Origin of the sequence: Grimontia sedimenti, assembly GCF_011045095.1 — a bacterium.
In the GTDB taxonomy this organism is placed as follows: domain Bacteria; phylum Pseudomonadota; class Gammaproteobacteria; order Enterobacterales; family Vibrionaceae; genus Enterovibrio; species Enterovibrio sedimenti.
The window spans coordinates 79,754-105,981 of record NZ_JAALDL010000005.1 but is presented as its reverse complement, the minus strand read 5'-3'; the positions used below and the strand labels follow the sequence as shown (position 1 = coordinate 105,981).

26 protein-coding genes are annotated in these 26,228 nt (G+C 49.6%); 9 read left to right on the top strand and 17 right to left on the bottom strand.

Annotated elements, in window-relative coordinates:
- The first annotated feature begins 79 nt into the window (after window positions 1-79).
- Window positions 80-1,525 (top strand): pyruvate kinase, encoded by a 1,446-nt coding sequence (gene pyk, locus G5S52_RS09060; protein WP_046306998.1) that lies wholly within the window; start codon window positions 80-82, stop codon window positions 1,523-1,525.
- A 48-nt stretch (window positions 1,526-1,573) separates the two neighbouring features.
- On the opposite strand, the gene G5S52_RS09055 is transcribed toward pyk, so the two are convergent.
- Together G5S52_RS09055 and rimJ are read right to left on the bottom strand one after the other, a co-directional pair.
- Window positions 1,574-2,179, bottom strand: coding sequence for an HD domain-containing protein (locus G5S52_RS09055; RefSeq protein ID WP_165012920.1), 606 nt, complete (start codon window positions 2,177-2,179; stop codon window positions 1,574-1,576).
- A complete protein-coding gene (gene rimJ, locus G5S52_RS09050) occupies window positions 2,172-2,759 on the bottom strand; it encodes a ribosomal protein S5-alanine N-acetyltransferase (RefSeq protein WP_046306995.1) in 588 nt (195 codons plus the stop codon). Before rimJ ends, G5S52_RS09055 begins: the two co-directional genes overlap by 8 nt.
- A 29-nt stretch (window positions 2,760-2,788) precedes the next feature.
- On the opposite strand from rimJ, the gene G5S52_RS09045 reads away from it, so the two are divergent.
- Window positions 2,789-3,337: a methylated-DNA--[protein]-cysteine S-methyltransferase gene (locus G5S52_RS09045; protein ID WP_165012918.1), complete on the top strand. Its 549-nt coding sequence runs from the start codon at window positions 2,789-2,791 to the stop codon at window positions 3,335-3,337.
- Here the strand turns inward: G5S52_RS09045 and tyrR are convergent.
- From tyrR to pspA, 6 genes are all read right to left on the bottom strand, one after another.
- Window positions 3,276-4,814 (bottom strand): transcriptional regulator TyrR, encoded by a 1,539-nt coding sequence (gene tyrR, locus G5S52_RS09040; RefSeq protein ID WP_002539268.1) that lies wholly within the window; start codon window positions 4,812-4,814, stop codon window positions 3,276-3,278. The two genes, G5S52_RS09045 and tyrR, sit on opposite strands and share 62 nt — an antisense overlap.
- 244 nt (window positions 4,815-5,058) lie before the next feature.
- The gene (locus tag G5S52_RS09035; RefSeq protein ID WP_165012916.1) at window positions 5,059-6,072 is read right to left on the bottom strand and encodes a YcjF family protein; all 1,014 of its coding nucleotides are present in this window, start codon (window positions 6,070-6,072) and stop codon (window positions 5,059-5,061) included.
- Window positions 6,073-6,080: 8 nt separating this feature from the next.
- Window positions 6,081-7,475 (bottom strand): YcjX family GTP-binding protein, encoded by a 1,395-nt coding sequence (locus tag G5S52_RS09030; RefSeq protein WP_165012914.1) that lies wholly within the window; start codon window positions 7,473-7,475, stop codon window positions 6,081-6,083.
- A 79-nt stretch (window positions 7,476-7,554) separates the two neighbouring features.
- A complete protein-coding gene (gene pspC, locus G5S52_RS09025) occupies window positions 7,555-7,941 on the bottom strand; it encodes an envelope stress response membrane protein PspC (protein ID WP_165012912.1) in 387 nt (128 codons plus the stop codon).
- Window positions 7,938-8,168 (bottom strand): envelope stress response membrane protein PspB, encoded by a 231-nt coding sequence (gene pspB / locus G5S52_RS09020; RefSeq protein WP_002539261.1) that lies wholly within the window; start codon window positions 8,166-8,168, stop codon window positions 7,938-7,940. Before pspB ends, pspC begins: the two co-directional genes overlap by 4 nt.
- Before the next feature lie 25 nt (window positions 8,169-8,193).
- Window positions 8,194-8,859, bottom strand: a complete 666-nt coding sequence (gene pspA, locus G5S52_RS09015) for a phage shock protein PspA (RefSeq protein ID WP_002539260.1) — start codon at window positions 8,857-8,859, stop codon at window positions 8,194-8,196.
- A gap of 186 nt (window positions 8,860-9,045) precedes the next feature.
- Between pspA and pspF the strand changes: the two genes are divergently transcribed.
- From pspF to G5S52_RS08985, 6 genes are all read left to right on the top strand, one after another.
- A complete protein-coding gene (gene pspF, locus G5S52_RS09010) occupies window positions 9,046-10,056 on the top strand; it encodes a phage shock protein operon transcriptional activator (RefSeq protein WP_165012910.1) in 1,011 nt (336 codons plus the stop codon).
- Between the two features lie 111 nt (window positions 10,057-10,167).
- A complete protein-coding gene (gene sapA / locus G5S52_RS09005; protein ID WP_165012908.1) occupies window positions 10,168-11,787 on the top strand; it encodes an ABC transporter substrate-binding protein SapA in 1,620 nt (539 codons plus the stop codon).
- 3 nt (window positions 11,788-11,790) lie between these two features.
- Window positions 11,791-12,753, top strand: coding sequence for an ABC transporter permease (locus G5S52_RS09000; protein WP_165012906.1), 963 nt, complete (start codon window positions 11,791-11,793; stop codon window positions 12,751-12,753).
- A complete protein-coding gene (gene sapC, locus G5S52_RS08995) occupies window positions 12,740-13,627 on the top strand; it encodes a putrescine export ABC transporter permease SapC (RefSeq protein WP_165012904.1) in 888 nt (295 codons plus the stop codon). Before G5S52_RS09000 ends, sapC begins: the two co-directional genes overlap by 14 nt.
- Window positions 13,627-14,637, top strand: a complete 1,011-nt coding sequence (locus G5S52_RS08990; RefSeq protein WP_002539252.1) for a peptide ABC transporter ATP-binding protein — start codon at window positions 13,627-13,629, stop codon at window positions 14,635-14,637. The genes sapC and G5S52_RS08990 overlap by 1 nt, the downstream gene beginning before the upstream one ends.
- Entirely contained in the window at window positions 14,621-15,427 is an 807-nt protein-coding gene (locus G5S52_RS08985) for a peptide ABC transporter ATP-binding protein (RefSeq protein ID WP_165012902.1), read from the top strand. Before G5S52_RS08990 ends, G5S52_RS08985 begins: the two co-directional genes overlap by 17 nt.
- Window positions 15,428-15,483: 56 nt before the next feature.
- Here G5S52_RS08985 and pyrF read toward each other — a convergent pair whose 3' ends face one another.
- From pyrF to G5S52_RS08940, 9 genes are all read right to left on the bottom strand, one after another.
- A complete protein-coding gene (pyrF, locus tag G5S52_RS08980; protein WP_165012900.1) occupies window positions 15,484-16,179 on the bottom strand; it encodes an orotidine-5'-phosphate decarboxylase in 696 nt (231 codons plus the stop codon).
- 6 nt (window positions 16,180-16,185) lie between these two features.
- Complete coding sequence (gene lapB / locus G5S52_RS08975) at window positions 16,186-17,355, bottom strand: lipopolysaccharide assembly protein LapB (RefSeq protein WP_165012898.1); 1,170 nt, start codon at window positions 17,353-17,355, stop codon at window positions 16,186-16,188.
- 6 nt (window positions 17,356-17,361) lie between these two features.
- Window positions 17,362-17,646: a LapA family protein gene (locus G5S52_RS08970; protein ID WP_002539246.1), complete on the bottom strand. Its 285-nt coding sequence runs from the start codon at window positions 17,644-17,646 to the stop codon at window positions 17,362-17,364.
- A 484-nt stretch (window positions 17,647-18,130) separates the two neighbouring features.
- Window positions 18,131-18,412, bottom strand: a complete 282-nt coding sequence (ihfB, locus tag G5S52_RS08965) for an integration host factor subunit beta (protein ID WP_002539244.1) — start codon at window positions 18,410-18,412, stop codon at window positions 18,131-18,133.
- A 75-nt stretch (window positions 18,413-18,487) separates the two neighbouring features.
- A complete protein-coding gene (gene rpsA / locus G5S52_RS08960) occupies window positions 18,488-20,158 on the bottom strand; it encodes a 30S ribosomal protein S1 (protein WP_002539243.1) in 1,671 nt (556 codons plus the stop codon).
- A 103-nt stretch (window positions 20,159-20,261) separates the two neighbouring features.
- Window positions 20,262-20,948, bottom strand: coding sequence for a (d)CMP kinase (gene cmk / locus G5S52_RS08955; protein WP_002539241.1), 687 nt, complete (start codon window positions 20,946-20,948; stop codon window positions 20,262-20,264).
- A gap of 165 nt (window positions 20,949-21,113) precedes the next feature.
- Entirely contained in the window at window positions 21,114-22,397 is a 1,284-nt protein-coding gene (aroA, locus tag G5S52_RS08950) for a 3-phosphoshikimate 1-carboxyvinyltransferase (protein ID WP_165012896.1), read from the bottom strand.
- Window positions 22,398-22,500: 103 nt separating this feature from the next.
- The gene (locus G5S52_RS08945; protein ID WP_165012894.1) at window positions 22,501-23,601 is read right to left on the bottom strand and encodes an ion channel; all 1,101 of its coding nucleotides are present in this window, start codon (window positions 23,599-23,601) and stop codon (window positions 22,501-22,503) included.
- 146 nt (window positions 23,602-23,747) lie between these two features.
- Entirely contained in the window at window positions 23,748-25,127 is a 1,380-nt protein-coding gene (locus tag G5S52_RS08940; RefSeq protein ID WP_165012892.1) for a uracil-xanthine permease family protein, read from the bottom strand.
- A 303-nt stretch (window positions 25,128-25,430) separates the two neighbouring features.
- On the opposite strand from G5S52_RS08940, the gene G5S52_RS08935 reads away from it, so the two are divergent.
- Entirely contained in the window at window positions 25,431-26,186 is a 756-nt protein-coding gene (locus G5S52_RS08935; RefSeq protein WP_165013109.1) for an MBL fold metallo-hydrolase, read from the top strand.
- The last annotated feature ends 42 nt before the right edge of the window (window positions 26,187-26,228 follow it).

Sequence of the window (26,228 nt, the reverse complement as noted above, 5' to 3'; positions counted from 1 at the left end):
ATCTACACTCTTTATATAAATACAAATATCAATAATTCCTCATTGCTCTTTCGTATGCATTTTTACTCAGGAGACTTTCATGTCTGAGATATTACGTCGAACAAAAATCGTGACTACATTGGGCCCGGCTACCGATAAGGAAGGTATGCTGGAACAAATCATCGCTGCCGGCGCGAACGTGGTGAGGATGAACTTCTCTCACGGTACCGCTGAAGACCATATCGACCGCGCTAATAAGGTTCGCGCTATCGCTGCGAAGCTCGGACGTCATGTCGGTATTCTCGGTGATCTACAAGGGCCAAAAATTCGTGTATCCACCTTCGCGGATGGCAAAATTCAGCTCGCGGTCGGTGATCGCTTTGTGTTGGATGCTGCACTCGAACCAGGAAAAGGTGACAAAGAACGCGTCGGTATCGATTACAAGAACCTACCGAATGATGTCGTTCCAGATGACATCTTGCTGCTGGATGACGGACGCGTTCAGCTGAAAGTCATTTCGGTAGACGGTACTTGTATCCACACGGAAGTCACTGTAGGTGGCCCCCTTTCCAACAACAAAGGCATCAACAAGAAAGGTGGCGGTTTATCAGCACCCGCTCTGACCGATAAAGACAAACAGGACATCCTCACTGCTGCAAAAATCAATGTGGACTATCTGGCGATTTCTTTCCCGCGTAACGGCGATGACATGCGTCTGGCCCGTTCGTTAGCGCGCGATGCAGGCCTTGATACCCGTTTGGTTGCCAAGGTAGAGCGGGCGGAAACCGTCGCTACAGATGAGAATATTGATGACATCATCGAAGCGTCTGATGCTGTCATGGTGGCCCGTGGCGATCTGGGTGTGGAGATCGGTGACCCAGAACTCGTGGGTGTACAGAAGAAACTTATCCGCCGCGCCCGCTCGATGAACCGCTGTGTGATTACCGCGACACAAATGATGGAATCGATGATCAAAGCCCCCATGCCAACGAGGGCGGAAGTCATGGATGTGGCAAATGCCGTGTTAGATGGGACAGACGCCGTCATGCTGTCTGCAGAAACCGCAGCGGGCGATTACCCACTGGAAACCGTAAAATCCATGGCCGAAGTCTGTATTGGCGCAGAGAAGATGCCATCAATTAACGTCTCCAACCACCGTTTAAACAAAGAGTTCGAACTGATTGAAGAAACAGTTTCTATGGCAACCATGTACGCGGCAAACCACATGCCGAAAGTGAAAGCCATGGTCTCACTGACAGAATCCGGCAAAACAGCGCTCATGATGTCTCGTATCAGTTCGGGCAAACCCATTTTTGCCCTTTCCCAACATGAATCCACGCTATCGCGTGCTGCGCTTTATCGTGGCGTGACACCGGTCTATTTCGAAAGTGACACTGGCGCTGGCGCAGAAGTGGCGCATAAAGCTATCGCTCTGCTGAAAGAGAAAGGCTATCTCAAGCCTTGGGACGTAGTGATTTTCACTCAAGGTGATGTGATGGGCTATGTAGGCGCAACCAACACCATGCGTATGATTACGGTGACCTAACGGGAAATTGGTTCATTGCAAACAGAGAAATCCCGGCGAGTGCCGGGATTATTTTTTCAGCCAGCCTTTGTCGACAGCTTCACTCAGCATCATTTGTACTTTTTCCCACAGCAGTTCAGAGCCTTTTTCAATCTTGCTGTTTATGCTCAGTGCCTGATCGTAGCGCACACCATGCTCCTTCCAGCTTTGTCCGTCACTGTGATAGTTGAGCAACATGGGCAACATGCGGTCCAGCGCCTTACCATACCGCGCTTCAGGCGTTTCACCTGCTTCAAACTCTAACCATAGGGCCATCAACGCATCTCGCTGATCGTCTGGCAGCATACCGAAAATACGCTTCGCCGCTTTCAGCTCTTTCTCAGGTTGAAGCTTAGCGGCTTCCAAATCGTAAACGAATGTATCGCCCGCATCGATTTCCACCACATCGTGGAGCAGCAGCATTTTAACCACTTTCGCGACATCCACTGGTTCATTGGCGTGTTCTTCTAATAGCAGTGCCATCAAAGCCACCTGCCAACTGTGCTCAGCAGAATTCTCCAAACGGTCGTTATCACTTTTAATTCGAGTACGTCTTAGTACGGCTTTGAGTTGATCAATCTCGACAATCAATGCCAGTTGCTTTTCCAGCCTTTCAAATGCCGATGTTTCATTCATTGGTGGACGCTACCCAGTTGGTGTTGATGACAGAGGTAAGGATATGGTCTTCCCAATTCCCGTTGATCAGGAGGTAGTCTTTGGCTTCACCTTCTTTCTTGAATCCTGCGGCCTGAAGCACGGCTTCACTGCGTTTGTTCCTTGGCATGTAAGAAGCCATCACACGGTGCATGTTGAGGTTATCAAACAACCATTGGTTGGTCGCTTTGAGCGCCCGGCGCATAATGCCTCGCCCTTGCGCTGACTCAGCCAGCGAATAGCCCACATTACAGGCGTGAAAAGGGAACTGCATGATGTTGTTGTAAGTGATCACCCCGCAAACTTCATCGCTTCCTTCTTCAAAAATCATGAAGTAATACGCCAACCCATGACGTTGCAATTCGGTTAGTTGAATGATGCGCCGTTCCCAACCTTCATAAGTGAAAAAGCTGTCTGGTCTCAACGGCTCCCAAGGTGTTAAGTATTGGCGATTAACCTGAAAATAATTCACGATAAGTGGGATATCAGGCTTCTGGATCGCACGAATGATAAGATTATCAATACGTAATTGCGGGAATGGGTTTATAATTTCGACTGACAATTCGCCTCCTATCCAACTGTGTCGTTGTTATGTATTACGATAGCTTTGAATCACCGCTGGGGAAAATTCACTTACTGGCTGATGGGTCAGGGTTGAGACAATTGACCTTATGCCTTCATCATCCTGTTGAATCCTGCAAACAGTGGAAGCACTCCCCTAAGCACCTCGCCCCTTTTAAGAAGCAAATTCTCGAATTCCTCAACGGGGAACGTGCTCAATTCGACATCCCTCTCGCCCCCGACGGCACGGAATTCCAGCACAAAGTCTGGCAAATTCTTCGTGGCATTCCTTATGGGGAAACGAGGTCTTACGCTGACATTGCAAGGGAAATTGGCAATCCAAAAGCTTGTCGAGCGGTTGGGATGGCCAACAATGTGAATCCTATTCCTCTTGTTATCCCCTGCCACCGCGTGATCGGCAGCGATGGTGAGCTCACTGGATATCGCTATGGTCTGGAGATAAAGCAAAAGCTCCTGACTATGGAAAAAATGGCGACTGATACAGTCGCCATTTTTTCTATTTCTTGCCTATGCCGTACTCGCGAAGTTTGTTCGCGACGGCGGTATGGGAAACGCTGAGACGCTTCGCCAGTTTGCGGGTCGAAGGATAACTGCGATAAAGGTTCGACAGGATCCCCGACTCATAACGTTTCATGATGTCGTCCAGCGATCCTTCCAGCGTTTCTTCCGTTAGGAACGCGCTTTGTTCTGTCTCTGGCAACTGAATGTCATCTTTGGTCAGGCACCCTTCTTCGATTTGCGTCATCGCACGGAACAATACATTCCGAAGCTGTCTGACGTTACCCGGCCAAGAGTATTGGTTCAGCAATTCCAGAACGCCTTGTTGTAGCATGGGCCTTTCTTGCCCCAACTCAGCAGCAAACTGATTCAGGAACAACTCTGCCAGCGGTTGAACATCAGAGGGGCGCTCACGAAGTGGTGGCACCGTCAGCGAGAGAACATTCAGTCGATAATACAAATCTTCGCGGAATTGCCCTGCAGCGACGCGTTCAGACAGATTCTTCTGCGTTGAACAAATCACACGCACATCAACCTTAATCTCTTTCTCTTCGCCCACTCTGCGGAAAGTGCCATCTTGCATAAAACGAAGCAGTTTGATCTGCAGGTGCTGACTCATTTCACCTACTTCATAGAGGAACACAGTTCCGCCATCAGCCTGCTCGAGCTGACCTTTCTTGCCTTCTCGTCCTTCCATTGGCGCACAGCCAAAAAGCTCAGTTTCAGCGGCATCGTCCGGCATGGATACACAATTCACCAGCAGGAACGGATGCTCAGCTCGGTGAGATCTTTGGTGGCAGGCTTTCGCCAGCATTTCTTTGCCCGTGCCGGTTTCCCCTTGAATCAGAAGCGGCGCATCCAAGGTCGCGAACTTCTTCGCCTGATTCACCAAAGTGCGGAACTTGCTGGATTGACCAACCAAATGCTCAAAACCATGCTCACCCGGCGTGCGGTACAAGGTGGTTGGCAAGTGGTTCATTGAAACTTGTTTAAGCTGAATTACGGCACTGGCCAGCACATCTTTATCTTCACTGTCAGTGACATAAACCGGCATCACTTCCATCAAGTAATCCATGCCAGAAAGCACAACCTGGCGGTGGATTTGACCGGCGTTGTCGCGCTCCAGCCAATGGGTGAAGTTGAAATCAGGAAACACACTGTTGGCCGTTTCGCCAATCAGGTCAGACTCTTCACTGCCCATCAGACGCAATGCGGCCTTGTTCGCCATGTCGACTTTCCCGCTGAGATTGACGGAGAAAACAGGATCGCTCAGTGTTTCCAGCAGTGCCCGCAGTTCGCGGTGTTCACGCTCAGCGGGCAGGAACTGAATTTTCCGTACATCAGTCACGCCGCTTATAAGACGGATTTCGGACATCAATTGCCTGAACTCTTCGAATTCTATTTCGGGGCAGTTGAGATAGATAATGCCAACTTGGTCGATTTCGATACCACGCAAGTCAATATTGCGACGCGCCAGAATGTCGAGGAGTTCACGGGTTAATCCAAGTCGATCTTCGCAAAAGACCTGTAATCTCACGGTAGTGTCCTGTATGCAGTGGGGCTGACGGCATCCTGTCTTTCGGTGTCAGCCACGTTGATTTGAAAAGTCGCCATAATCCCTGAGAGCGTGACATATTCAATTAACTGTATAAAAAAGTGTCAGGAATTGTTGACAGTGAAAGGAGTGTGCGCCTCTCAAGCGATTGAGTCAAGCGGTGCCCATGAAAACGTGAGAGAGCTAATCCTCTCCCTGCAAAAGGAAAACAGCGCCATTGGCGCTGCTAATTTCCTGGGGTCAGCTTGGTGAGTAACTGCCTACGCATATCAGACAGCTTCGGCGCGTTTGTACCAATGTAAGGCAGCGGGCGCATCACCGACATAGCTTTGTAACCGAGTCTTGCCGTCAACAGCCCAACACCAAGCCCTTGCGCAGCTCTTGCGGAAAGCTTGCCCGCAATATCGACCGAAAGTAGATCCGTGCCAATATCCGTGATCGCTTCACTGGCTCCGGCGAACGCCATGTTAGCCAGCACTAACTTGAGTAATCGAATGCGCGACCAGTAGCCTAGCTTTACGCCATACACTTTGGAGATTTGCTCCAACAGCCTGAAGTTTCGCCACGCCACCAACAACATGTCAGCCACAGCCAATGGGCTGAGGGCGACCATGACCGCAGCTTCTGAGGCGTATTTGGTCACCATTTTCTTGGCACGGGCATCTTGTTCTGTCACTACCATCTGGTCGTAGAGTTCGAACACTTCCCGGTCGTTGTGCGTCGCCGCCAGCGATGTCTGCCATTTGTCATAGCCCGCAGTAAGTTCAACGCCTGACTGTTTGGAAAGCTTCTCGCAAACGCCTTTGGCTTTACCAATGCCTTCAGCCGCCATAATGGCGGTGACTTCTTCGCGTTCGTCCTGTCGGCCTTTCAGGCGACGGAGTGCCAGAAATTCGCGCCCCAATGCGCCTAAGCCCATCGCCGCGATACCGGCAACAAAACCGCTCCAGCCGACAGTCAGCCAATCTCCAGCCTGTACTGCTGTCCAAACAGAATCAACCGTTTGCCAGCCAACCAAACCAATGCCTGCAACGGCGAGCGCTCGCAATCCCCAACGCTTTTTCTTCGGTGACGTGAGCGTTGCCTCGAGTGCCTGCTCAGCATCGGTTTCTTCTTCCACTTCAGCCAGTGCGAACGAAACCTTATCTTGTTCGAACTGGCGTTGTAATGTCAGCTCGGGAGACTCGTCTTGCTGTTTCTCAGGCTCATCAAACACGACGGCTTTTTTATAATCGTTCATCTCGCCTCCTACCTCAGTTTGTCGCCCAGTAAATATTGCAGCGCCTTGTCCACGCGAATGTGTGGTAATGGCTCATCCACATCGGTTTGCTGCGGACGGAACTGACGGAACTCGAATTGGTTATCCTGCCAGAAAGCCTCGCCCGGTAACCTCGACGGCACATCACCCGGGTACATCAACATCGGCTCGCCATTTTCCAACGTGCCGCGCAATGCAGACATGGTGTCACCCTGATGGTTTACCATGCCGGGCTCAGTCGCTTGAATCGACGCCAGGCTGACACACTCCATATCAATGCCTTCAAATGCCGCTGTTTGCCAAGCTTCGTGGATCAGTTGTTGAAGAAGGGACACCAGATTCGGATGCTGGTCTGGCGTCACATGATCAGCTTTGGTCGCCGCAAACAGTATCTTGTCGATGCGCGGTGCAAAAAGCCGGCGTAGCAAACCGCTTTTTCCGTAGCGGAAGCTTTGCATTAACTGCTCCAACGCCATTCGCATATCGTTAAACGACGCTGGCCCCGCATTCAGTGGTTGCAAGGTATCCACCAGCACAATCTGTCGATCGACTTTAGAGAAATGCTCTTGATAGAAGCCTTTCACAATATGCTGGCAGTAGTAATCGTATCTCTGTTTCAGCATGGCGTAGTTGCTGCCTTTCGGCGCACTCGCCAGTTGGCTTTCACCGTACTTGTTGCCAACCAATGGGAAAAACTGAAGCACGGGCGCGCCTGAATATTCACCCGGTAGCACGAATCGGCCCGGTTGTACCCAATGCAGCCCCCCTTCTTCCTTACAGGCATGGAGGTAAGCGGTAAATTTCGACGCTATCTCGCCGATCAGTTTTTCATCCGCATCTGCCAACGGGTCGAAGCTGTCGACCGCTTCCAGCCAAGCCTCTGCCAGCTCTTTGCGTTTTCCAGTCAAAATGCCACTTTGTTTACGCGACCATTCATCAAAACTCATGGAGAGCAGTGGCAAATCAAGCAACCATTCTCCTGGGTAATCAACGATGTCGAGATACAGCGTTGCGGTATCTTGCAATAACTTCATCGCCCCTTTCTCAGGGCGGTATCGAATTTCCAGTCTGATCTCGCTGACATCGCGCGTTGGAGAAGGCCATGTTGGCGGATGCGCGCGCAATGATTGAATGCCAAGATCGTAGTCAAAGGCGGGAATATGCAGCTGACTCTGCTGAACACGTCGCGCACCGAGAACACGTCCTTCGCGGACGGGCGCAAACAAAGGCATGCGCGGATTGGTCGCACTGTGCAGAAGTTGATTGATGAGTGAGGTGATAAACGCGGTTTTACCTGCACGGGAAAGCCCCGTCACGGCGAGACGAACGTGCCTATCCAGACTACGGCTCACCCATTTATTCACCTGACGCTTCACTGAATTCATAAATAGCAGCACCCCTCAAAAGGTAAATCCCCCGCGATAAAAGCGGGGGATGAGGACACAATAACTATTGTTGCTTTGTTTAGAGCTTTTTGAACTGTCGATTCAGTTCATACTCTTTTGATGTCACGTACGCTTCCATTTTGCCAACGTCCCGCTCCATCTCGCCCATTTCATTATCAATATCAGCCAGTAATTGGCTTGCTGATTTACCTTGTTGCCAAGGTTTTTGTTTCACTTGATGTTCTTTGTAATGGAAAGTCCGTTTTGCCTCTTCCGGCGGCATTTTTTCAAGGATGAGCATGGCAGCAATGTATGCCACGACAACGAAAAAGCCCAGTCCTATCAGAAATGCCGTCACAGTCAGGATCCTTACCAGCCAGATTTCCATCCCGAAGTAATCAGCGACACCTGCACAAACGCCACCGATCTTCCCGTTTATAGGATCACGATACAACGTTTTGCTCATTGTCTATGTCTCCAATTTGGCGCTTCCTCATCAAGAATGCGCTCCAGAGAATGAATGCGGTCCTGCAATGCTTCCGCGCGGTTTGCCAGGGCTTGCAATTGCTCAAACTCATCACCACTCAAGCCCTGACCGACTTGTCGTTTACTGCGATAGTGGAGCCACAACCACAGTGGTGCAACGAATACAAAAAACACCACCAGTGGAATTGAAAGAAACGCCATTGACATGCCTACTCCTTACCTTTGCGAGGGCTTATTCTTTGTCCTTAAGTTCCGCTTTCATGCGCTCAAGTTCTTTTTCGATTTCGTCTTGCGCTTGCAGGTCTGCAAATTCGTCTTCAAGACGCTTTCCTTTGCCGATGCTGTAGCTGTCTGCTTCTGCTTCCAGCTCATCGATGCGGCGCTCATATTGCTCGAACTTTGCCAGCGCTTCATCAGTGCGGCCAGTATCCAGTTGGCGACGCACGTCGCGGCGTTTGCCAGCGGCTTCACGGCGAATTACCAGTGCTTGCTGACGGGCGCGGGTTTCTGCCAGCTTGGTTTCAAGCTCTGCAATTTCGTTACCCAGTTTACCGATAGTCTCTTCGACCAGATTGTACTCTTCTTTGAGGGTCAGCAGGACATCGTGCACTTTTTGCTTTTCAATCAGTGCCGCACGAGCCAGATCTTCACGAGATTTCTGAAGGGCCAGTGTCGCTTTTTCCTGCCAATCGGTCAGTTGACGTTCAATGCCTTCGATTTTACGCGCCAGTTCTTTTTTGTCTGCCAGCGCACGTGCTGAGGAAGTGCGAACTTCAACCAGTGTGTCTTCCATTTCCTGAATAATCAGGCGAACCATTTTTTGTGGATCTTCTGCTTTATCCAGCAGTGAATTGACGTTAGCGTTAACAATATCTGCAAAGCGAGAGAAAATACCCATTGTGATGCTCCTTATTGCCGAATGCGCTCTGTGCGCTTACAGGTGAGGGAAAACCTCATTTGCCAGATATATATCAAGCCCCGTGCCAACTTTTATATCCTATAAATTACAATAAGTTAACTCATTACGTGCATTTTTCCCTTATAAGGGTATGATGAAATAAACTAACAGTTGGCAAATTTCACCATGCAGAAACCTGACAACCTGATTGGCGAATCCGATCACTTCCTTTCCGTCCTCGATCATGTCTCCCGCCTTGCGCCGCTCGACCGCCCTGTACTGATTCTGGGGGAGCGGGGTACAGGTAAAGAACTCATCGCCAAGCGCCTGCATTATTTATCACGCCGTTGGGACGGCCCACTGGTCAGCCTGAACTGCGCTGCACTGAGTGAAGGCCTGATTGATTCTGAGCTGTTTGGCCATGAAGCCGGCTCTTTCAGTGGCGCGAAAGGAAAGCACAAAGGCCGTTTTGAAAGGGCGGAAGGTGGGACTTTGTTTCTGGACGAATTAGCAACGTCTCCACTTGGCGTGCAGGAAAAACTCCTTCGTGTCATCGAATACGGTGAATATGAGCGAGTCGGTGGCAGTGACGTGCTAAGCGCAGATGTCAGGCTGGTGTGCGCGACTAACGAGAACTTGCCCCAGATGGCAGATGACGGTGAGTTCCGCGCTGATCTCTTGGATAGGCTTGCCTTTGATGTTATCCACCTTCCGCCATTGCGAGAACGTCAGGGAGACATTCTGCTTCTTGCCGAGTATTACGCGCTTAAAATGTGTCGGGAGCTTGGTTACAGTTACTTTTCCGGCTTTTCGACGGAAGCGGCGAAGCTTCTCAACACCTATCGCTGGCCGGGTAACGTACGTGAGCTGAAAAACGTGGTAGAACGCGCTATATACCGTCACGCAGACGAAGGCAGCGAGATTGATGCCGAAGATATTCAACTCGACCCATTCAAAGCACCCTGGCGAAACGAAAAGCCTGCAGAGAAGGCGGAGTCGAAATCAGAAATCACCTTCCCACTCGATTTACGTCAATGGCAGCAGGATCAGGAGAAGGAAATTGTTGAAAAGGCGATGGAACAGGCACGTTTTAATCAACGACGCGCCGCAGAGCTGCTTGGCTTAAGCTACCATCAAATAAGAGGGTTGCTGCGAAAATACAATCTGGTTGGTGAGGAAAACACCGATTCGGCATAAGTTTTTCGCCAATTGTTCTGAAATTACCCAGATATTTGCGCCGCCACTTGGTGACTCCGTTGCTTCAGTGGTAAATTAAAACACTTAACTTTATCACCTAATCATTGGCTTATGAGCGCTCTAGGCCGCTTGCTGCTGGCAAGCGTAACCATCCTCTTTTTGGCTGGATGTGAAGACCCGTTCTCCGATAACGCTGCGCGTAACCGTGGTTTCATCTATTGCGGCCCGGGTCAACCGAACACCTTTAACCCACAGCTGACCGATGGCGGCCTCACTGCTGATGCGCTCTCCAGTCAAATCTACGATCGGCTTCTTCAGCTTGATTCACGAACCTATAAACCTGTGCCCATGCTGGCGCAGAGCTGGGAAGTGAGTCCAGACGGCAAAGAGTATATTTTCAACCTTCGCCAAAGTGCCAGCTTTCAGGTGACTGACTGGTTTATTCCCCGCCGTGGCGTCACAGCGAATGATGTCGTTTTCAGCTTTAAGCGGTTGATTGACCCAGAGCATCCCTTTCACAATGTCTCAGGTGGCGACTATCCGTGGTTTGAAAGCATGGATTTCGCAGGATTGGTTGACGATGTTATCGCCCTCGATGATTACACGGTAAAGTTTGTCTTATCTCGACCTGATGTGTCATTCCTGTCGACCCTCTCGACCACCTATGCGGTCATTCACTCAGCAGAATATGCAGAACACCTTTTAACTAAAGGCACACCGGGAGAGATTGACTCACACCCTGTGGGTTCTGGTGCGTTTTATCTGGATGAGTATGAACCTCACCGCTTCATTCGACTAAAAAGGCACTGGGGTTACTGGAATGGCGCAGCACCGATGGAGCAAATCGCCTACGACATCAGTAACCGCGGTACAGGCTCTCTGAGTAAACTCATCACCCGCGAGTGCGATGTGCTTTCATCGCCCATTGCCAGCCAACTTTCCGTTATTGAAAACAATCCTGATTTTGTACTGGCCTCGCAGACAGGCATGAATGTGGCGTTTCTCGCACTCAATACCCGTCACCCCGCGCTCTCTGAGTTGGAAGTTAGGCAAGCCATTAGTCTGGCCATTAACCGCGACACATTGATCCAATCGGTTTATTACGGTACTGGCACACCCGCTAACGGCATGTTGCCACCTATGTCTTGGGCCTATAACGAAAAATCTAATGTGGTTTACGACCCGCAACTCGCCCTCAGCCTGATGGCGAAAGCCGGCTACCGACATGGCTTTGAAGTCGACCTGATCGTGCCTTTAACGCCGAAAGCCTATAACCCTAGCCCGCGGAAAACGGCAGAGTTGATTCAAGCGAATCTTTCGCCGATTGGTATCAAAGTGAATATCATTGCGCTGGAAGACATCAACAGAAAATTACTGAGGGACGATATTAACGAATTGGGCATGGTGTTAACCGGATGGATTGCAGATAACGGCGACCCGGATAATTTCCTGAGGCCTTTGCTCTCCTGTAATGCCAAATTCACTGGCTGGAACCTTTCCAATTGGTGTAATCGCTACTTTGACCGCTTTCTCGACACCGCAATAGAGATTGAACAGCGCAATGAGCGTCGGGACTTATATATACAGGCGCAACGCATTCTAAATGACCGTATGCCAGTGATTCCATTGGCACACGGTGTTCACTACCAGGCGCGAAATGCGTCACTTCAGGGCATCACGTTAAGCCCGTTTGGAGACAAATCTTTTGCTAACGTATCCAGGAGCCGCTGATCTATGTTGATCTATGCTATTCGCCGGCTCAATCTTTTCATTATTACCCTGCTGATCCTGACGATGATCGGCTACAACATCGTGAAGCTCGATCCGCTTTCGGTGTTTAATCAATACGAATTCTGGGCGGGTTGGGTCCACTACCTACGCGAACTCATGCAAGGCAATCTTGGTATTGCAGCCAATGGTCAGCCCGTTACAGAATCCTTATCACGTGTATTTCCTGCCACTTTAGAACTGTGCTTTTTTGCTTTCATCCTCGCGTTGGTTCTGGGTATTCCATTTGGTACCTTGGCTGGAATTCGTCGCGGTTCTTCTGCAGACATGGTGATTTCATCGCTCACGCTGGTGACATTCTCGATGCCAATCTTCTGGATGGCTATTCTGATGATCATGGTGTTCTCTCTGTACTTGGGTTGGTTGCCTGTTTCTGGCCGTTACAACCTGCTGTTTGAGATCCCGACCGTAACAGGTTTTGCCTTCGTTGACGTGCTGCTGTCTAACCACCCCCAACGCAGTCAGGCACTGGAAGATATTATCCGCCACCTGATCATGCCTACACTGGTGCTGGCGGTAGCGCCGACGACTGAAATCATCAAGCTGTTGCGCGATTCAGTCGCGGAAGTCATGAGCCAAAACTACATCAAAGCGGCCGCAACCAAAGGGTTGTCTAAATCAGAAATCGTCATGCGCCATGTACTGAAAAACGCTTTGCCACCCATCATTCCTAAGTTCGGCATCCAGATTTCTACCATGATGACCTTTGCCATCATTACCGAGTCTGTCTTCAACTGGCCGGGCATTGGTACCTGGCTATTGGATGCACTGAGCTTCCAGGACTATGTCGCAGTGCAGGCCGGAGTACTTGCAGTCGGCAGTGTGGTACTGATTGCGAACATTTTCTCTGATCTGACCGGTGCAGCGATCAGCCCGCTGGCAAGGAAGGAATGGTATGCCCTCAAATAGTGTTTATTTAGAAGAGCGCATCCCAACGCAACTTGAGCGCTCATGGAAAGCATTTAGGGAAAATACACTTGCAGTGTTCGGCTTCTGGTGTCTGTGTATTCTGGTTCTGGTGACCATACTTGCGCCTTGGATTGCCCCTTACAGCGCACAATTTCAAACCGGTGAGCTGCTCATGCCACCCTCCTGGGATACCAAAGGTACCGTTGACTACTTCCTTGGTACCGACGACCTGACAAGGGACATGCTTTCCCGCCTGATTGAAGGTTCTCGCCTGACCTTTGGATATGCCATTCTTGTCGCTCTGGCCGCAAGTATCTTGGGCGTGCTTATTGGTATTCTTGCAGGGATGACCTCTGGCCTGAAATCCAGTTTCCTTAATCACCTTCTGGATACCGTGCTCACCATTCCTTCGCTACTTCTGGCAATTATCGTGGTCGCTTTCCAAGGCCCCGGAGAGATGAGCATTTTACTGGCTGTGTGGCTGGCACTGATCCCGCGCTTTATACGTGCTGTGTATACCGCTGTGCATGCGGAAATGGAGAAGGAATATATCCTTGCAGCCCGTCTGGATGGTGCGAACAGTTTCTATCTGCTCTACCACTCTGTATTACCGAACATTCTGGTGACGCTCAGTACGGAGTTAACCCGTGCTATATCGGTTGCGATTTTGGATATTGCCGCGCTTGGTTTTCTGGGACTTGGTGCGCAGGCACCGTCTCCAGAGTGGGGCGCGATGCTGGGTGATTCAATCGAACTGGTGTTCACTGCACCATGGACAGTGACCCTGCCAGGACTGGCTATCATGATAAGTGTACTTGTCGTCAACCTCGTCGGTGATGGCATCACGCAGGCGATTAACGCGGGGACAGAGTAATGCCGTTGTTAGATATTCGACACCTGACGATAGAAATCGAAACACCTCAAGGCTTGGTGAAAGCAGTAGACCGCATGAGCCTGACCATCAGTGAAGGTGAAATCCGCGGTTTGGTGGGCGAATCCGGATCAGGTAAGAGTCTGGTAGCTAAAGCCATCTGTGGCGTCACCAAAGATAACTGGCGTGTGACCGCGGACCGTTTGCGTCTTGGCGATATCGATCTGCTTGCTCTGCCAGCCAGAGAGCGGCGCCATGTGGTCGGCAAAGATATCGCTATGATTTTCCAGGAACCATCAACCTGCCTCGATCCTTCGGAGCAAGTGGGTTATCAGTTGGAAGAAGCGATACCTTCAGGCTCGTTCAGTGGAAGTTGGTGGCAAAGGCTTTCATGGCGCAAACAACAGTCCATCGCGCTGCTGCACAAAGTGGGGATCAAAGACCACAAGCGCATCATGAAAAGTTATCCGTATGAGCTAACCGATGGTGAATGTCAGAAGGTGATGATTGCAATGGCGATTGCCAACCGCCCTCGCCTTCTCATCGCAGACGAACCAACCAACGATCTGGATCCGATCACACAGGCGCAAATCTTTCGTCTGCTCAGTCGTACCAACCAGTTAGCGAATACGACGATTTTGCTGATCAGCCATGACCTGACAACGGTTACCCAGTGGGCTGACCGCATTACGGTAATGTACTGCGGGCAATCCGTAGAATCCGCAGGGCGAAAACAAATCCTGCAGGCTCCTCATCACCCCTATACCGACGCGCTGCTTCGTGCGATGCCAGACTTCAGTCTGGATATTCCGCATAAGAGCAAACTGGAGGCCTTACCGGGCTCGATCCCGCCTTTGCAGCATTTGCCAATTGGCTGTCGTTTAGGTCCTCGGTGTCCTTACGCCCAACGCAAATGTGTTGAGGTCCCTCGGACGCGTAAAGTGAAAAATCACAAATTTGCCTGTCATTTCCCACTCAATATGGAAGTCAAAAAGCATGACCGCACTGCTTGAAGTCGATGGCTTGTGTAAAAACTATCAATACCGCACAGGTCTATTCACCAAGCGGGTGATAGAGGCGGTAAAACCGGTGTCTTTTTCTCTTGAAGCAGGTGAAACTCTGGCATTTATCGGCGAGAACGGTTCAGGCAAGTCTACACTGGCCAAAATGCTTGCCGGTGTGGTGTCGCCATCAGGTGGCGAAGTTCGCGTGAATGGCGAAGTTCTGCAGGCGAATGATTACAAAACCCGCTGCAAGCTTATCCGAATGATTTTCCAGGACCCCAATACTTCATTGAATCCCAGAAACCAGATAGGCCAAATCCTGGAAGCACCGCTTAAGCGAAACACCAACATGACACCACAAGAACGTGAAAGACGTGTTGTCGATACGCTACGTCAGGTGGGTTTGCTCCCAGAACATGCTTATTTCTATCCCCAAATGCTGGCGACCGGCCAAAAGCAACGTGTATCGCTAGCCAGGGCACTCATTCTTCAGCCATGTGTGATTGTAGCTGATGAGGCTTTGAACGGATTGGATATGTCTATGCGTTCGCAGATCCTCAACCTCCTTCTGGAGTTGCAGGAGTTGATGGGGCTTTCCTATGTTTACGTGTCTCAGCACATGGGCGTGGTAAAACATATGGCTGATAAAGTGATGGTGATGCAAAACGGAGAAGTGGTAGAAGCGGGGACCACACAACAGGTATTTACTGCACCTGAGCATGCCTTAACGCAAAGGCTGATTGAAAGCCATTTCACTGCGCCCACGCTCGACAGGCACTCCCGCTACAATACCGCCTGAAACAATAAAGCCCTGCATTGCAGGGCTTTTTACTTACGGTTCTTAAACGGCAGGTTCTACGCCAAAGAGGCATTGATTTCCGTCAGCACAGCCATTGGGTCTGCCGCCTGCGTAATTGGGCGACCAATCACCAGATAATCAGAACCTGCAGTCACGGCTTCAACGGGTGTCATGATGCGGCGTTGATCGCCAGCATCGCTGCCCACAGGACGAATGCCTGGCGTGACCAGTTTGAACTCTTGACCAAGGGTATTCTTTAGCATCGCAGACTCATGCGCTGAGCAAACCACACCGTCCAAACCGCTGTTACGAGTCAACGTCGCCAGTGACATCACGTGATCCTGAGGTTCACGGCTAATGCCGATACCCGCCAAGTCGCTTTGTTCCATGCTGGTTAGGACTGTCACACCAATCAGCATTGGCTTATCTTTACCGTATGGTTCAAGCGCTTCACGCGCCGCCACCATCATTCGCTCACCACCACTGGCGTGAACATTCACCATCCAAACACCGAGTTCTGCCGCTGCGGCAACTGCACGCGCGCAGGTGTTTGGAATATCATGGAACTTAAGGTCCAGAAAGACAGTATGTCCACGCTCATGAAGTTTACGAACGTAGTCAGGGCCATACAGGGTAAACATTTCCTTACCCACTTTCAGGTGGCAGCTACCTGGCTCAATGCGGTCAACAAACGCCAGTGCCTGATCAATGTTTGGGTAATCCAATGCAACAATTACTTTAGGGTCCTGCATTCCAAATTATTCTCCGTCTAGGCCTCGTATCGGTTTTATCGACCCCCACCCCTTACAGGACGGACAATGCCAGTAAAGCGAGTGGGTCGAAAAGCCACACTTTCGACAACGATAGTGTGGCTTCACTTTAAGTTGCTCCTCAACCAGATGTTTCAGCGTATTCAGGCTGGTTTTTCCACGGCCTTCCTCTGCTTGTTCAACATGCAACTGCATCAGCTTGTGGAAGCCTTTCATCGTGGGATTTTTCGTCAACTGACGGGTGAGGAAGCTTTGTGCCATGGCAGCATTTTCATGGTCAGTGATAATGTCTGACATCATCAGCTCTGCCGAAGCACCGGTATTTTTTTCAATGCAGCTTTTCAAGAAGCGAACCAAGGACATTTCTTTGCCCATTTCGCTGTAGCATTTTTCTAGTAAAGGCAACGCTTCACTGACAAAGTCTGGGTCTTGCTCAAGCACTTGCTCGAGCACTTTGGCTGCATCTTTATAATCTTCATTGCCAATATCGAGGCGAGCCAGCATCAGCGAAGCTCGCACACAGGCTTTGTCCGTAGCCATAGCCTTCTTTAGAAGCTGACGGGCTCCTTTCTCATCATTATCACCCATCGACTGCATTGCCAACTCGCAGTAAAAGTGGGAGATATCGCGCTTGAGTTTACTCTTACCGCCTTTAACCAGCTTGCTGGCAATATCGATCGCCTTTTCCCATTCGCGGGTTTGCTGGTAAATAGCGAGAAGCTGCTGCAACGCAAACTCTTTGTAGTCTGGCTCATCGACTAACTGATGAAATATTTTTTCTGCGCGGTCGAAAAAGCCCGCGACCATGTAATCTTTGGCAAGCTGTTGAAGAGCAAGATTGCGCTGGTCAAGCGTGAGGTTGGGACGGGCAATCAGATTTTGGTGAATGCGAATAGCACGGTCTACCTCTCCGCGGGAGCGGAAAAGGTTACCGAGAGCAAGGTGGGTGTCTATCGTCTCGTTATCGACTTGGAGCAGTTCTATAAAAAGGTCCACCGCTTTGTCAGATTGGTCTGACAAAAGTAGGTTAAGACCTGCGACATACTGTCTTGATAGATGATGCGACTGATCCTGTCGACGATGACGAGCATTCCTATTGCCCATATACCAACCGTAACCGGCAGCAATTGGCAGCAACAGAAACAGCAGCTCTAGCATTTACGCTTATTCCTTAACAGGGTCCGTACGCAGTTTGTCCAATTCCTGGCGCTGCTTGTTTACCTGCTTTTTCAGCATGGCTGCAGACATACGTGCTTTTAGGTAAAGCATGCCGCAGATCAACCAGCCAAGCGCAAAACCAGTGCCAAAGACTACGCCCAAAAGTAGAGATAATCGAAACTCTCCCTGTGCCACCAGATAATTGAAGTTCACAACTTCCTGATTCTGTGCACCAAGGGCGAGTGTGATAAGAAAACACAGGACGAGTAATACGATACCAATAATCTTCACAGTCACTCCCTCATTATTCTCTCCGGTTCAAGATGCTCAACATGTTGCATCAAACACTTACCAGAATCTTATACCTAAACCACCTCACCTTTCTTACACTGCAGGAGAAGGGGCTTGGGTATATACCCAAATAACCTGAAGATACAGGATTCAGCGAGATTGACTGGCGTTGTGATCGCGGCGTTCCTTTGTAGGTGTAGGCACCTCCATCAAAAAGGAACAACAAAGAGCACGACGTCAGTCAACTCGCCCGAAGGGAGGCCATCAATGCGCTCACTTCTTCGTTAAATTCGGCGGAAATAGAATCACTATTCCTCGCCAAATTTGCCTTGAATTGAACGCATTGATGACCTCTGAATGCGCGTATCTTCAAGTTGTTTGGGTATATATGTGATTATGCAGCAATTTGGCTTGTCAGACCATTGCAATAGACATAAAAAAAACGGCATACGAATAGCATGCCGTTTTTTTATTCGGAATCGAATCAGCTAATGTTGACTCGGTCGCGAAGCTCCTTGCCCGGTTTGAAGTGAGGGACGTACTTGCCGTCGAGCTCAACTTTGTCACCCGTTTTTGGATTGCGTCCAACGCGAGGAGCGCGATAATGCAAAGAGAAACTACCAAAACCACGAATCTCGATTCGGTCACCTTCCTCGAGTGTAGTGGCCATGTGTTCAAGGATTTCCTTGATGGCATCTTCTACCTGTTTGGCAGAAAGATGGGTTTGTTGACTACATAGTCTTTCGATCAACTCAGACTTGGTCATGATCACCCCGCTTTTAGTATGTTTCTCAACAGTATAACTGTAGAGGGGGAATTTTTCCCCCTCACTTCACATTAATTATTCGCTTTTCGCAGCTTTGAACGCGTCAGCCATTGCATTACCGAACGAAGCTTCATCAGCTTTGTTCAGAGTTGCCATTGCTTCTTGCTCTTCAGCTTCGTCTTTCGCGCGAACAGACAGGTTGATTACGCGGTTCTTACGGTCAACACCGGTGAACTTCGCTTCAACTTCGTCGCCAACAGCCAGAACCAGAGTTGCATCTTCAACGCGGTCACGTGATGCTTCAGAAGCACGCAGGTAACCTTCAACGCCTTCGATCAGCTCAACGGTTGCGCCTTTAGCGTCAACTGCAGTTACTTTACCCTTAACAATCGCACCTTTCTTGTTGTCAGCAAGGTAGTTGTTGAATGGGTCTTCTTCCATCTGCTTGATGCCCAGAGAGATACGCTCACGCTCAGCATCTACTTGCAGAACAACTGCAGAGATTTCGTCGCCTTTCTTGAAGTCGCGAACTGCTTCTTCACCAGCAACATTCCAAGAAATGTCAGACAGGTGAACCAGACCGTCGATACCGCCGTCCAGACCGATGAAGATACCGAAGTCAGTGATTGACTTGATCTTACCAGTTACGCGATCGCCTTTGTTTTGCATTTCTGCAAACGACTGCCATGGGTTAGCTTTACATTGCTTCAGACCCAGGCTGATGCGACGACGCTCTTCGTCGATGTCCAGGACCATAACTTCAACTTCGTCACCCACGTTAACAACTTTAGATGGGTGAATGTTCTTGTTAGTCCAGTCCATTTCAGAAACGTGTACCAGACCTTCAACGCCTTCTTCGATTTCAACGAAGCAGCCGTAGTCAGTCAGGTTGGTTACACGACCAGTCAGTTTGTGACCTTCTGGGTAACGGTTAGCGATTGCTACCCATGGATCTTCACCCAGTTGCTTCAGACCCAGTGATACGCGAGTGCGGTCACGGTCGAACTTCAGAACTTTAACCAGAATCTCGTCACCTACGTTAACGATTTCTGATGGGTGCTTAACGCGTTTCCAAGCCATGTCAGTGATGTGCAGCAGGCCGTCAACACCGCCCAGATCTACGAATGCACCGTAGTCGGTCAGGTTCTTAACGATACCTTTAACTTCCATGCCTTCTTGCAGAGAAGCCAGCAGTTCATCACGCTCAACGCTGTTTTCAGATTCGATAACTGCGCGACGAGAAACAACAACGTTGTTGCGCTTCTGGTCCAGCTTGATAACTTTGAACTCCAGCTCTTTGCCTTCAAGGTGAGCAGTGTCACGTACTGGACGTACGTCAACCAGTGAACCTGGCAGGAACGCACGGATGCCGTTCAGCTCAACAGTGAAACCGCCTTTAACTTTACCGTTGATAACACCGATAACAGTTTCAGCTTCTTCGTAAGCTTTCTCCAGTTGGATCCAAGCTTCGTGGCGCTTCGCTTTTTCGCGAGACAGTTGAGTCTCACCGAAACCATCTTCAATCGCGTCCAGTGCTACGTCTACTTCAGCACCAACTTCGATTTCCAGCTCGCCAGCAGCGTTTTTGAATTGCTCAGCTGGGATAGAAGATTCAGATTTCAGGCCTGCGTCAACCAGAACGTAACCGTTCTCGATAGCAACTACAGTACCTTTAACGATCGCACCTGGGCGGGTTTCTAGCTCTTTAAGAGATTCTTCAAAGAGTGAAGCAAAAGATTCAGTCATTAATTTAATCTTCAATATTTAAACTACCACGGGTGTCCTACCACATGGGGTTGATAGTAATGTCAGTCATCATCCTTGCGACCAACGGTTAAAGCCGCTGCTTTTAAGAAGCAACGGTAAGTTTACTTTCAATATAGGACAATGCTTGCTCTAGCACCTGCTCAATGTTGAGAGAGGTGGAATCCAAAACTAAAGCATCGTCCGCGGGACGCAATGGTGCGACTGCTCGGTTGCGGTCACGGTCATCACGTTCCTGAATTTCGCTCAAAAGGCGGTCAAAGTTAACATCTAACCCCTTTAGTTGCAACTGATTCATGCGGCGCTGGGCGCGCTCTTCAGCGCTTGCGTCCAAGAAGATTTTCACTTCCGCTTTCGGGAAAACAACCGTGCCCATATCACGACCATCAGCCACCAATCCGGGGGCTTCGGCAAATGCACGTTGACGACGGAGCAAAGCTTCGCGAACGCGCGGTAAAGCCGCCACTTTAGATGCCGCCATGCCCGTTTCTTCTTTGCGCAGTTCGCTGGACACGTCCTCACCTTCGAGGATCACTTTTACCAACTCACCTTCCGCCTTGAACTGTACGTCTAAATGGGCAGCCAAAGGAACCAAAGCATCTTCCGAATCTGGGTTAACGCCATGATGAATCGCAGCCAGCGCAAGTACGCGATAAATTGCGCCTGAATCGAGCAAATGCCAGCCCAGCTTCTCCGCTAACAGCATGCAAAGGGTACCTTTTCCGGCACCGCTTGGGCCATCAACAGTAATTACGGGGGCGTGGGTAGACATAGAATTCTCCAGATCGTTTTAAAACAGAGCAACTTAGTTGATAAATACTCATCAGCTCACTGCGAGTTACTCCATAGAATCGGTGGCGTATTATAGGGAAGTCTGGGCAAAAAAAACAGGCCAGCGAATCGCTGACCTGTTGTCTGTTCATTCCAACCTGTTTCTTTAACTTTCCGACAATGATGCCAACTTGTCGAAGTAGTCAGGGAAGGTTTTAGAGGTACATTTCGGATCATTAATGGTCACTGGCGTATCACTCAATGCCACCAGAGAGAAACACATTGCCATACGGTGATCATCGTAAGTGTCAATCGCGGCATGCTGCAGGTTTGGTGTTGGGGTGATGGTGATATAATCTTCCCCTTCTTCCACTTCTGCACCGACTTTTCGCAGTTCAGTCGCCATCGCAGACAAGCGATCCGTTTCTTTAACGCGCCAGTTATATACGTTGCGGATTGAGGTCGTCCCTTCCGCAAACAGCGCTGCAGTGGCAATCGTCATCGCTGCATCCGGAATATGGTTAAAATCCAAATCCACTGCTTTCAACTCACCGCGGCGGGCAATCACGTAGTCATCACCCCACTCAATGTCAGCACCCATGGCAGCTAGCGCATCAGCAAACTTCACATCACCTTGAACACTCTTTTTACCAATTCCCGTAACTTTAACTTCACCGCCTTTGATTGCCGCAGCAGCCAAGAAGTAGGAAGCAGATGAAGCATCGCCCTCGACCAGGAAATCACCCGGCGCGGTATAAGATTGGTTACCCTTCACATGGAAAGTCTGGTAATCGCTATTTGCGACCTCAACACCAAACTGCGCCATTATGTGCAGAGTAATGTCGATGTAAGGCTTGGAAACCAGATCGCCTTTGATACGAATATTGGTATCGCCACTGAAAAGCGGAGCCGTCATTAAAAGCGCTGTTAGGAATTGGCTTGAAATCGTCCCATCAATTTCTACATCACCACCCTGGATATCCTGACTGATGATTTTCAATGGTGGATAGTTTTCATTTTCCAGATAAGTCACGTCTGCACCAACAGTGCGCATCGCATCAATCAGGTGTCCGATAGGACGTTCCTTCATGCGCGGCTCGCCCGTCAGTACATATTCACCTTCGCCAAGACAAAGCGCCGCCGCCAGCGGGCGCATCGCAGTACCTGCATTACCTAGAAATAGTTCGAGGGGTTCAGACGTTTTAAATGCACCGCCCAGACCTTCAACTTCACATTCGGTTTTATCGGCTGAAAGACGATAAGTCACCCCCAGCTTGCTCAGTGCATTGAGCATGTGGCGAATATCATCACTATCCAGCAGGTTGGTCAGGCGGGTTGTGCCTTTAGCCAGCGCGGCAAGTAAAAGCGCACGGTTAGAAACACTTTTAGAACCGGGAAGATTCACTTCACCGTTAATTTTAGAAATGGGTTGTAACGTCAACTGCTCCATCTGAACAAAATAAATCCTTAATTTTTCGTACCTCGAGAGTAACGAAAAAGCAGCGCCGGGGCTACCCTTTGCTGCTTTTAAAGATCAATTGGTCTTTTGGAGTCTAACGGGTCATTTTCTTCACAAAAACCACAACGAACAAGGCGATCGTAAAGCTTCCAGTGAATGCTTCTGATGCAGCGACCAACCGCGACATTCCAATCGGTATAAAGTCGCCATAGCCGAGTGTCGTAAAGGTCACCACGCTGTAATAAAGACAGTCAAAAAACGCTATCAGATTGCCTTCAAATGTTTGAGACTGCTGAAAGCCGACATATTCTCCGGAGAACTGGATTCCCGTAAAGAAGTAAATCATGGCACACAGTAAAATTAGCGCGAGCGAGAAAAACACGACCCGGATGGGGCTTTCCCCGTAGCCACAAAACAGATCGACAGTTTTCGACATGGCGCGCTGCGTGGAAAAAAGCGGCATTTGATAACGGCGCATCGTCAGCTCTTTTTGCAGGAAATGTCCCGCCATGGTAAAGATCCCCTGAGCTTCTGAAGCTTTGCGCAAATCCCGGTAAATTTCTTCAGACTGCTCATAGAGATCGAGCGCTTTTTCCATATCGCCTTTTTTCTCTGCGACCCGCCCTTCCACTTCTTGCTGTAAGGTGTCACCAATCTTGATGTTATCAATCTTGGTGTCAGTGAGTTTCACACCAAGCAAGTTGCACTTTAGAAAGCTGGCACAGTGAATATTAGCGTCATGCAAGTCTGCTTTCATCAAACTGCCGTTATCAAATTTGGCGTTGAACAGGTGAGCGTTAGTCATATTCGAGCGATAAAAGTTCGCGTAGCTGAGGTCATAACCGCCACCCGGACCATGCTTGACCAAATTCACATCCACGAGGTTGGCACGTTTACACACAATACCTCTAAGCTGCCCACCCTGCTTGGCGAACTCTTCTAGCCTCTGTTTCACATCCGGCTGGTCTTTCGGCGCATTTTCATCGTGCCAGAAACAAAAACCCGATTCTCCTGCGGGCTCATGACAGCAATGAGCCTCGCCATCAGGATCCTGATATTGGCATGTCATGACTTCTTGCTCTGGATTGTCGGTAGTATGGCCGGCGTGACTTTCCTTTTCACTTCCCTGCGTACCTTCTATCTGCGACTCCATGTCTGCACCTTTCAGGTCAAGTGATTCAGAACGATTCGACATAACTGCACCTCCACTTTCTCAGTATAGAGACAAGCCAGAAAAAACAAGAAAACGATCTGAGGTCAGAGATTAGAGATTAGAGATTAGAGATTAGAGAAGGATAGCGGCGTTAAGTATTGCTACCGCTACCCTTATAGCAAAGTGCGTTAACTTTCCTTAGGCTCGCTGTCCGGTGGCAACACCAAATTCAGGATAATCGCTGTCAAACCACCTGCCGCCATGCCCGACGAGAGAATGTTTTTAATCCACTCAGGCATAAACTGAAGGATTTCTGGCTTCTGAGCGATACCTAATCCCATTGAGAATGAAAGCGCCATGATGAGAATCGCGCGACGGTTAAGCTCACATCGGGAAATGATACGGATACCCGAGGCCGCAATGGTGCCGAACATCACAATGGTTGCGCCGCCGAGGACAGGTTCTGGAATGAGTTGTACCAGCGTTGCTACTCCCGGTAACAGGCCCAAAATCACCAGCATACCCGCTACAAAGTAACCGATATAACGGCTTGCAACACCTGTTAACTGGATAATGCCATTGTTCTGGCTAAACGTAGAGTTAGGGAAACTATTCAATACCGCTGCCAATGCCGAGTTAACGCCATCCGCCAATACACCGCCTTTAATTCGTTTCATGTAAATCGGCCCTGACACGGGCTGCTCGGATGTTTCCGATGTTGCTGTAATGTCACCAATTGCCTCCAACGAGGTCACCAAGAAGACGATGATCAGTGGAATTAGCAACGCAAAGTCGAATGAAATGCCGTACTGCATCGGTTTTGGGATGGCAAAGAAGGCGACATCTTCTGTTGGTGCGCTGTTCACCATACCCAAGGCATAGGCGATGATTGTGCCGACTGTCATTGCGATCACAATCGACGATACACGCAAATAAGGGTTATCGATACGATTCAAAAAGACGATCACAGCCAGTACTGAACCCGCCAGCAACAGGTTTTTCAAATCACCGAAGGTGCCGTTTTCTATCGCGGCATAACCACCACCCATTGAGGTTAATCCTACCTGAATCAGCGTCAAGCCAATCAGGGTAACGACGATACCGGATACAAGCGGCGTAATAATACGCTGCGCATGTTCCAGCACGCGGGAAAGAAAAACTTCTGTTAGGGAAGCGACCATAATGGTACCGAAGATCGCGGCCATCATGGTTTCCGTTGGCGTACCGCCTGCCTTCATCGCCAAACCGGCGCCAATAATTGGCCCCAGAAAGTTAAAGCTTGTGCCTTGAATGGATAACAACCCTGACCCTAATGGGCCAAAAGTACGGATTTGGATAAACGAGGCAATACCCGACGCAAACAGTGACATGCTCACGATAGTGTTGGTGTCACTCGTAGGAAGCCCAAGTGCCTGACAGATGATTAAAGAGGGCGTCACGACTGCGACAAACATAGCTAAAAGGTGTTGGAAAGCAGCGAATAGTGTTTGTGGCAAGGGTGGTCTGTCATCCAATCGATAGACGAGTTCCGATGGACGAACGTTTTCTGATGGGCGCTGAGAGCTCATTGTTATACCTATTTAAACTCACTCGCTGCAATACGCTGAATGGGTAGAGCAGTTGATGGAATGCTTCTCTCTGTGATTGCTGTTACTCAGAGCATTCAATCAGTTAAGTGATTGGGCTGAAGGAAATTTCGCGCCATTCTATCCGGGAAAAAACCAAAAGCAATCGGTTGCGGAAACCGTTTGCGCCAAGTGCTTACGCTTTGTTCTGATTTAACACTTCAACTACAAATGTGCAGAAAAATTGATACGAATGGGTATACTCTCACTGGTCTGATGAGAGAGGAGTCCCACGTGTCGACACTGATCAAACTGCACCAGTTAGATGGCTACATTCAATCCATTTACCTTGCGGAGCATCATCATGGACTCTTGCTCTTAGATGGGTGCAGCAGGGCTGACGTTGATAAGGTTTGCAAGTTCATCACCGAAGAGCTGAACCGCTCTTTAAATGATCTGAAGTTAATCGTCGTCACTCACATGCACCCCGACCACGCAGGTGGTGCGGTAAAACTTCGAGAGTTATCGGGCTGTCAGATAGCAACAGCCAACGTTCCAGGCGATTGGTATCAAGGGCTGGATGGTGTGCTGATGCATTGGAGCGACTTACTTTTGGCAAAGTGGGTGGCCAAACGGAAAGGCAAACCAGCAAAAAACATTTGGTACAACAGAAAGTTGAAAGCAGATGTGATGTTGAATGATGAAGAGCCACTGCCCGGCTTTACTGAGTGGAAAGCACTTTTTACCCAAGGGCATACCGATCGCGATTTGTCTCTCTACCATGCACCGACACATCGCGTTTACGTGGCCGACTTAATGGTCACAGTCAAAGGACGTTACATTCCGCCTTTCCCCGTCTTCTACCCTAATCGCTACAAAGCGTCGGTCGATAAAATCGTACAACTAAAGCCTCGAGGCGTCTGGCTTGCCCATGGCGGTGAAATTGAATTGACGGAAGAAGTTATCGCTCATTTGAGAGCGCGTTCACCGAACCGCCCGATCACCCATTGGCGCTCGGTGAAAGCGAAAGTCAGGCGTGCAATTTTCAAAAAAGCGGCGTAAAAAAACCGCCGATTAGCGGCGGTTTCTAGAACACGGTGGTAA

What these genes read in the sequence shown, in the direction of transcription:
- G5S52_RS08945 (WP_165012894.1), bottom strand. Translation starts at nt 23,601, where the DNA reads ATGTCGAATCGTTCTGAATCACTTGACCTGAAAGGTGCAGACATGGAG.
- G5S52_RS09000 (WP_165012906.1), top strand. Translation starts at nt 11,791, where the DNA reads ATGTTGATCTATGCTATTCGCCGGCTCAATCTTTTCATTATTACCCTG.
- cmk (WP_002539241.1), bottom strand. Translation starts at nt 20,948, where the DNA reads ATGTCTACCCACGCCCCCGTAATTACTGTTGATGGCCCAAGCGGTGCC.
- G5S52_RS09045 (WP_165012918.1), top strand. Translation starts at nt 2,789, where the DNA reads ATGTATTACGATAGCTTTGAATCACCGCTGGGGAAAATTCACTTACTG.
- pspC (WP_165012912.1), bottom strand. Translation starts at nt 7,941, where the DNA reads ATGAGCAAAACGTTGTATCGTGATCCTATAAACGGGAAGATCGGTGGC.
- G5S52_RS08985 (WP_165012902.1), top strand. Translation starts at nt 14,621, where the DNA reads ATGACCGCACTGCTTGAAGTCGATGGCTTGTGTAAAAACTATCAATAC.
- G5S52_RS09030 (WP_165012914.1), bottom strand. Translation starts at nt 7,475, where the DNA reads ATGAATTCAGTGAAGCGTCAGGTGAATAAATGGGTGAGCCGTAGTCTG.
- pspF (WP_165012910.1), top strand. Translation starts at nt 9,046, where the DNA reads ATGCAGAAACCTGACAACCTGATTGGCGAATCCGATCACTTCCTTTCC.
- pspA (WP_002539260.1), bottom strand. Translation starts at nt 8,859, where the DNA reads ATGGGTATTTTCTCTCGCTTTGCAGATATTGTTAACGCTAACGTCAAT.
- lapB (WP_165012898.1), bottom strand. Translation starts at nt 17,355, where the DNA reads ATGCTAGAGCTGCTGTTTCTGTTGCTGCCAATTGCTGCCGGTTACGGT.
- G5S52_RS08940 (WP_165012892.1), bottom strand. Translation starts at nt 25,127, where the DNA reads ATGAGCTCTCAGCGCCCATCAGAAAACGTTCGTCCATCGGAACTCGTC.
- G5S52_RS09035 (WP_165012916.1), bottom strand. Translation starts at nt 6,072, where the DNA reads ATGAACGATTATAAAAAAGCCGTCGTGTTTGATGAGCCTGAGAAACAG.
- sapA (WP_165012908.1), top strand. Translation starts at nt 10,168, where the DNA reads ATGAGCGCTCTAGGCCGCTTGCTGCTGGCAAGCGTAACCATCCTCTTT.
- pyk (WP_046306998.1), top strand. Translation starts at nt 80, where the DNA reads ATGTCTGAGATATTACGTCGAACAAAAATCGTGACTACATTGGGCCCG.
- G5S52_RS08990 (WP_002539252.1), top strand. Translation starts at nt 13,627, where the DNA reads ATGCCGTTGTTAGATATTCGACACCTGACGATAGAAATCGAAACACCT.
- pyrF (WP_165012900.1), bottom strand. Translation starts at nt 16,179, where the DNA reads ATGCAGGACCCTAAAGTAATTGTTGCATTGGATTACCCAAACATTGAT.
- rpsA (WP_002539243.1), bottom strand. Translation starts at nt 20,158, where the DNA reads ATGACTGAATCTTTTGCTTCACTCTTTGAAGAATCTCTTAAAGAGCTA.
- G5S52_RS09055 (WP_165012920.1), bottom strand. Translation starts at nt 2,179, where the DNA reads ATGAATGAAACATCGGCATTTGAAAGGCTGGAAAAGCAACTGGCATTG.
- ihfB (WP_002539244.1), bottom strand. Translation starts at nt 18,412, where the DNA reads ATGACCAAGTCTGAGTTGATCGAAAGACTATGTAGTCAACAAACCCAT.
- pspB (WP_002539261.1), bottom strand. Translation starts at nt 8,168, where the DNA reads ATGTCAATGGCGTTTCTTTCAATTCCACTGGTGGTGTTTTTTGTATTC.
- aroA (WP_165012896.1), bottom strand. Translation starts at nt 22,397, where the DNA reads ATGGAGCAGTTGACGTTACAACCCATTTCTAAAATTAACGGTGAAGTG.
- sapC (WP_165012904.1), top strand. Translation starts at nt 12,740, where the DNA reads ATGCCCTCAAATAGTGTTTATTTAGAAGAGCGCATCCCAACGCAACTT.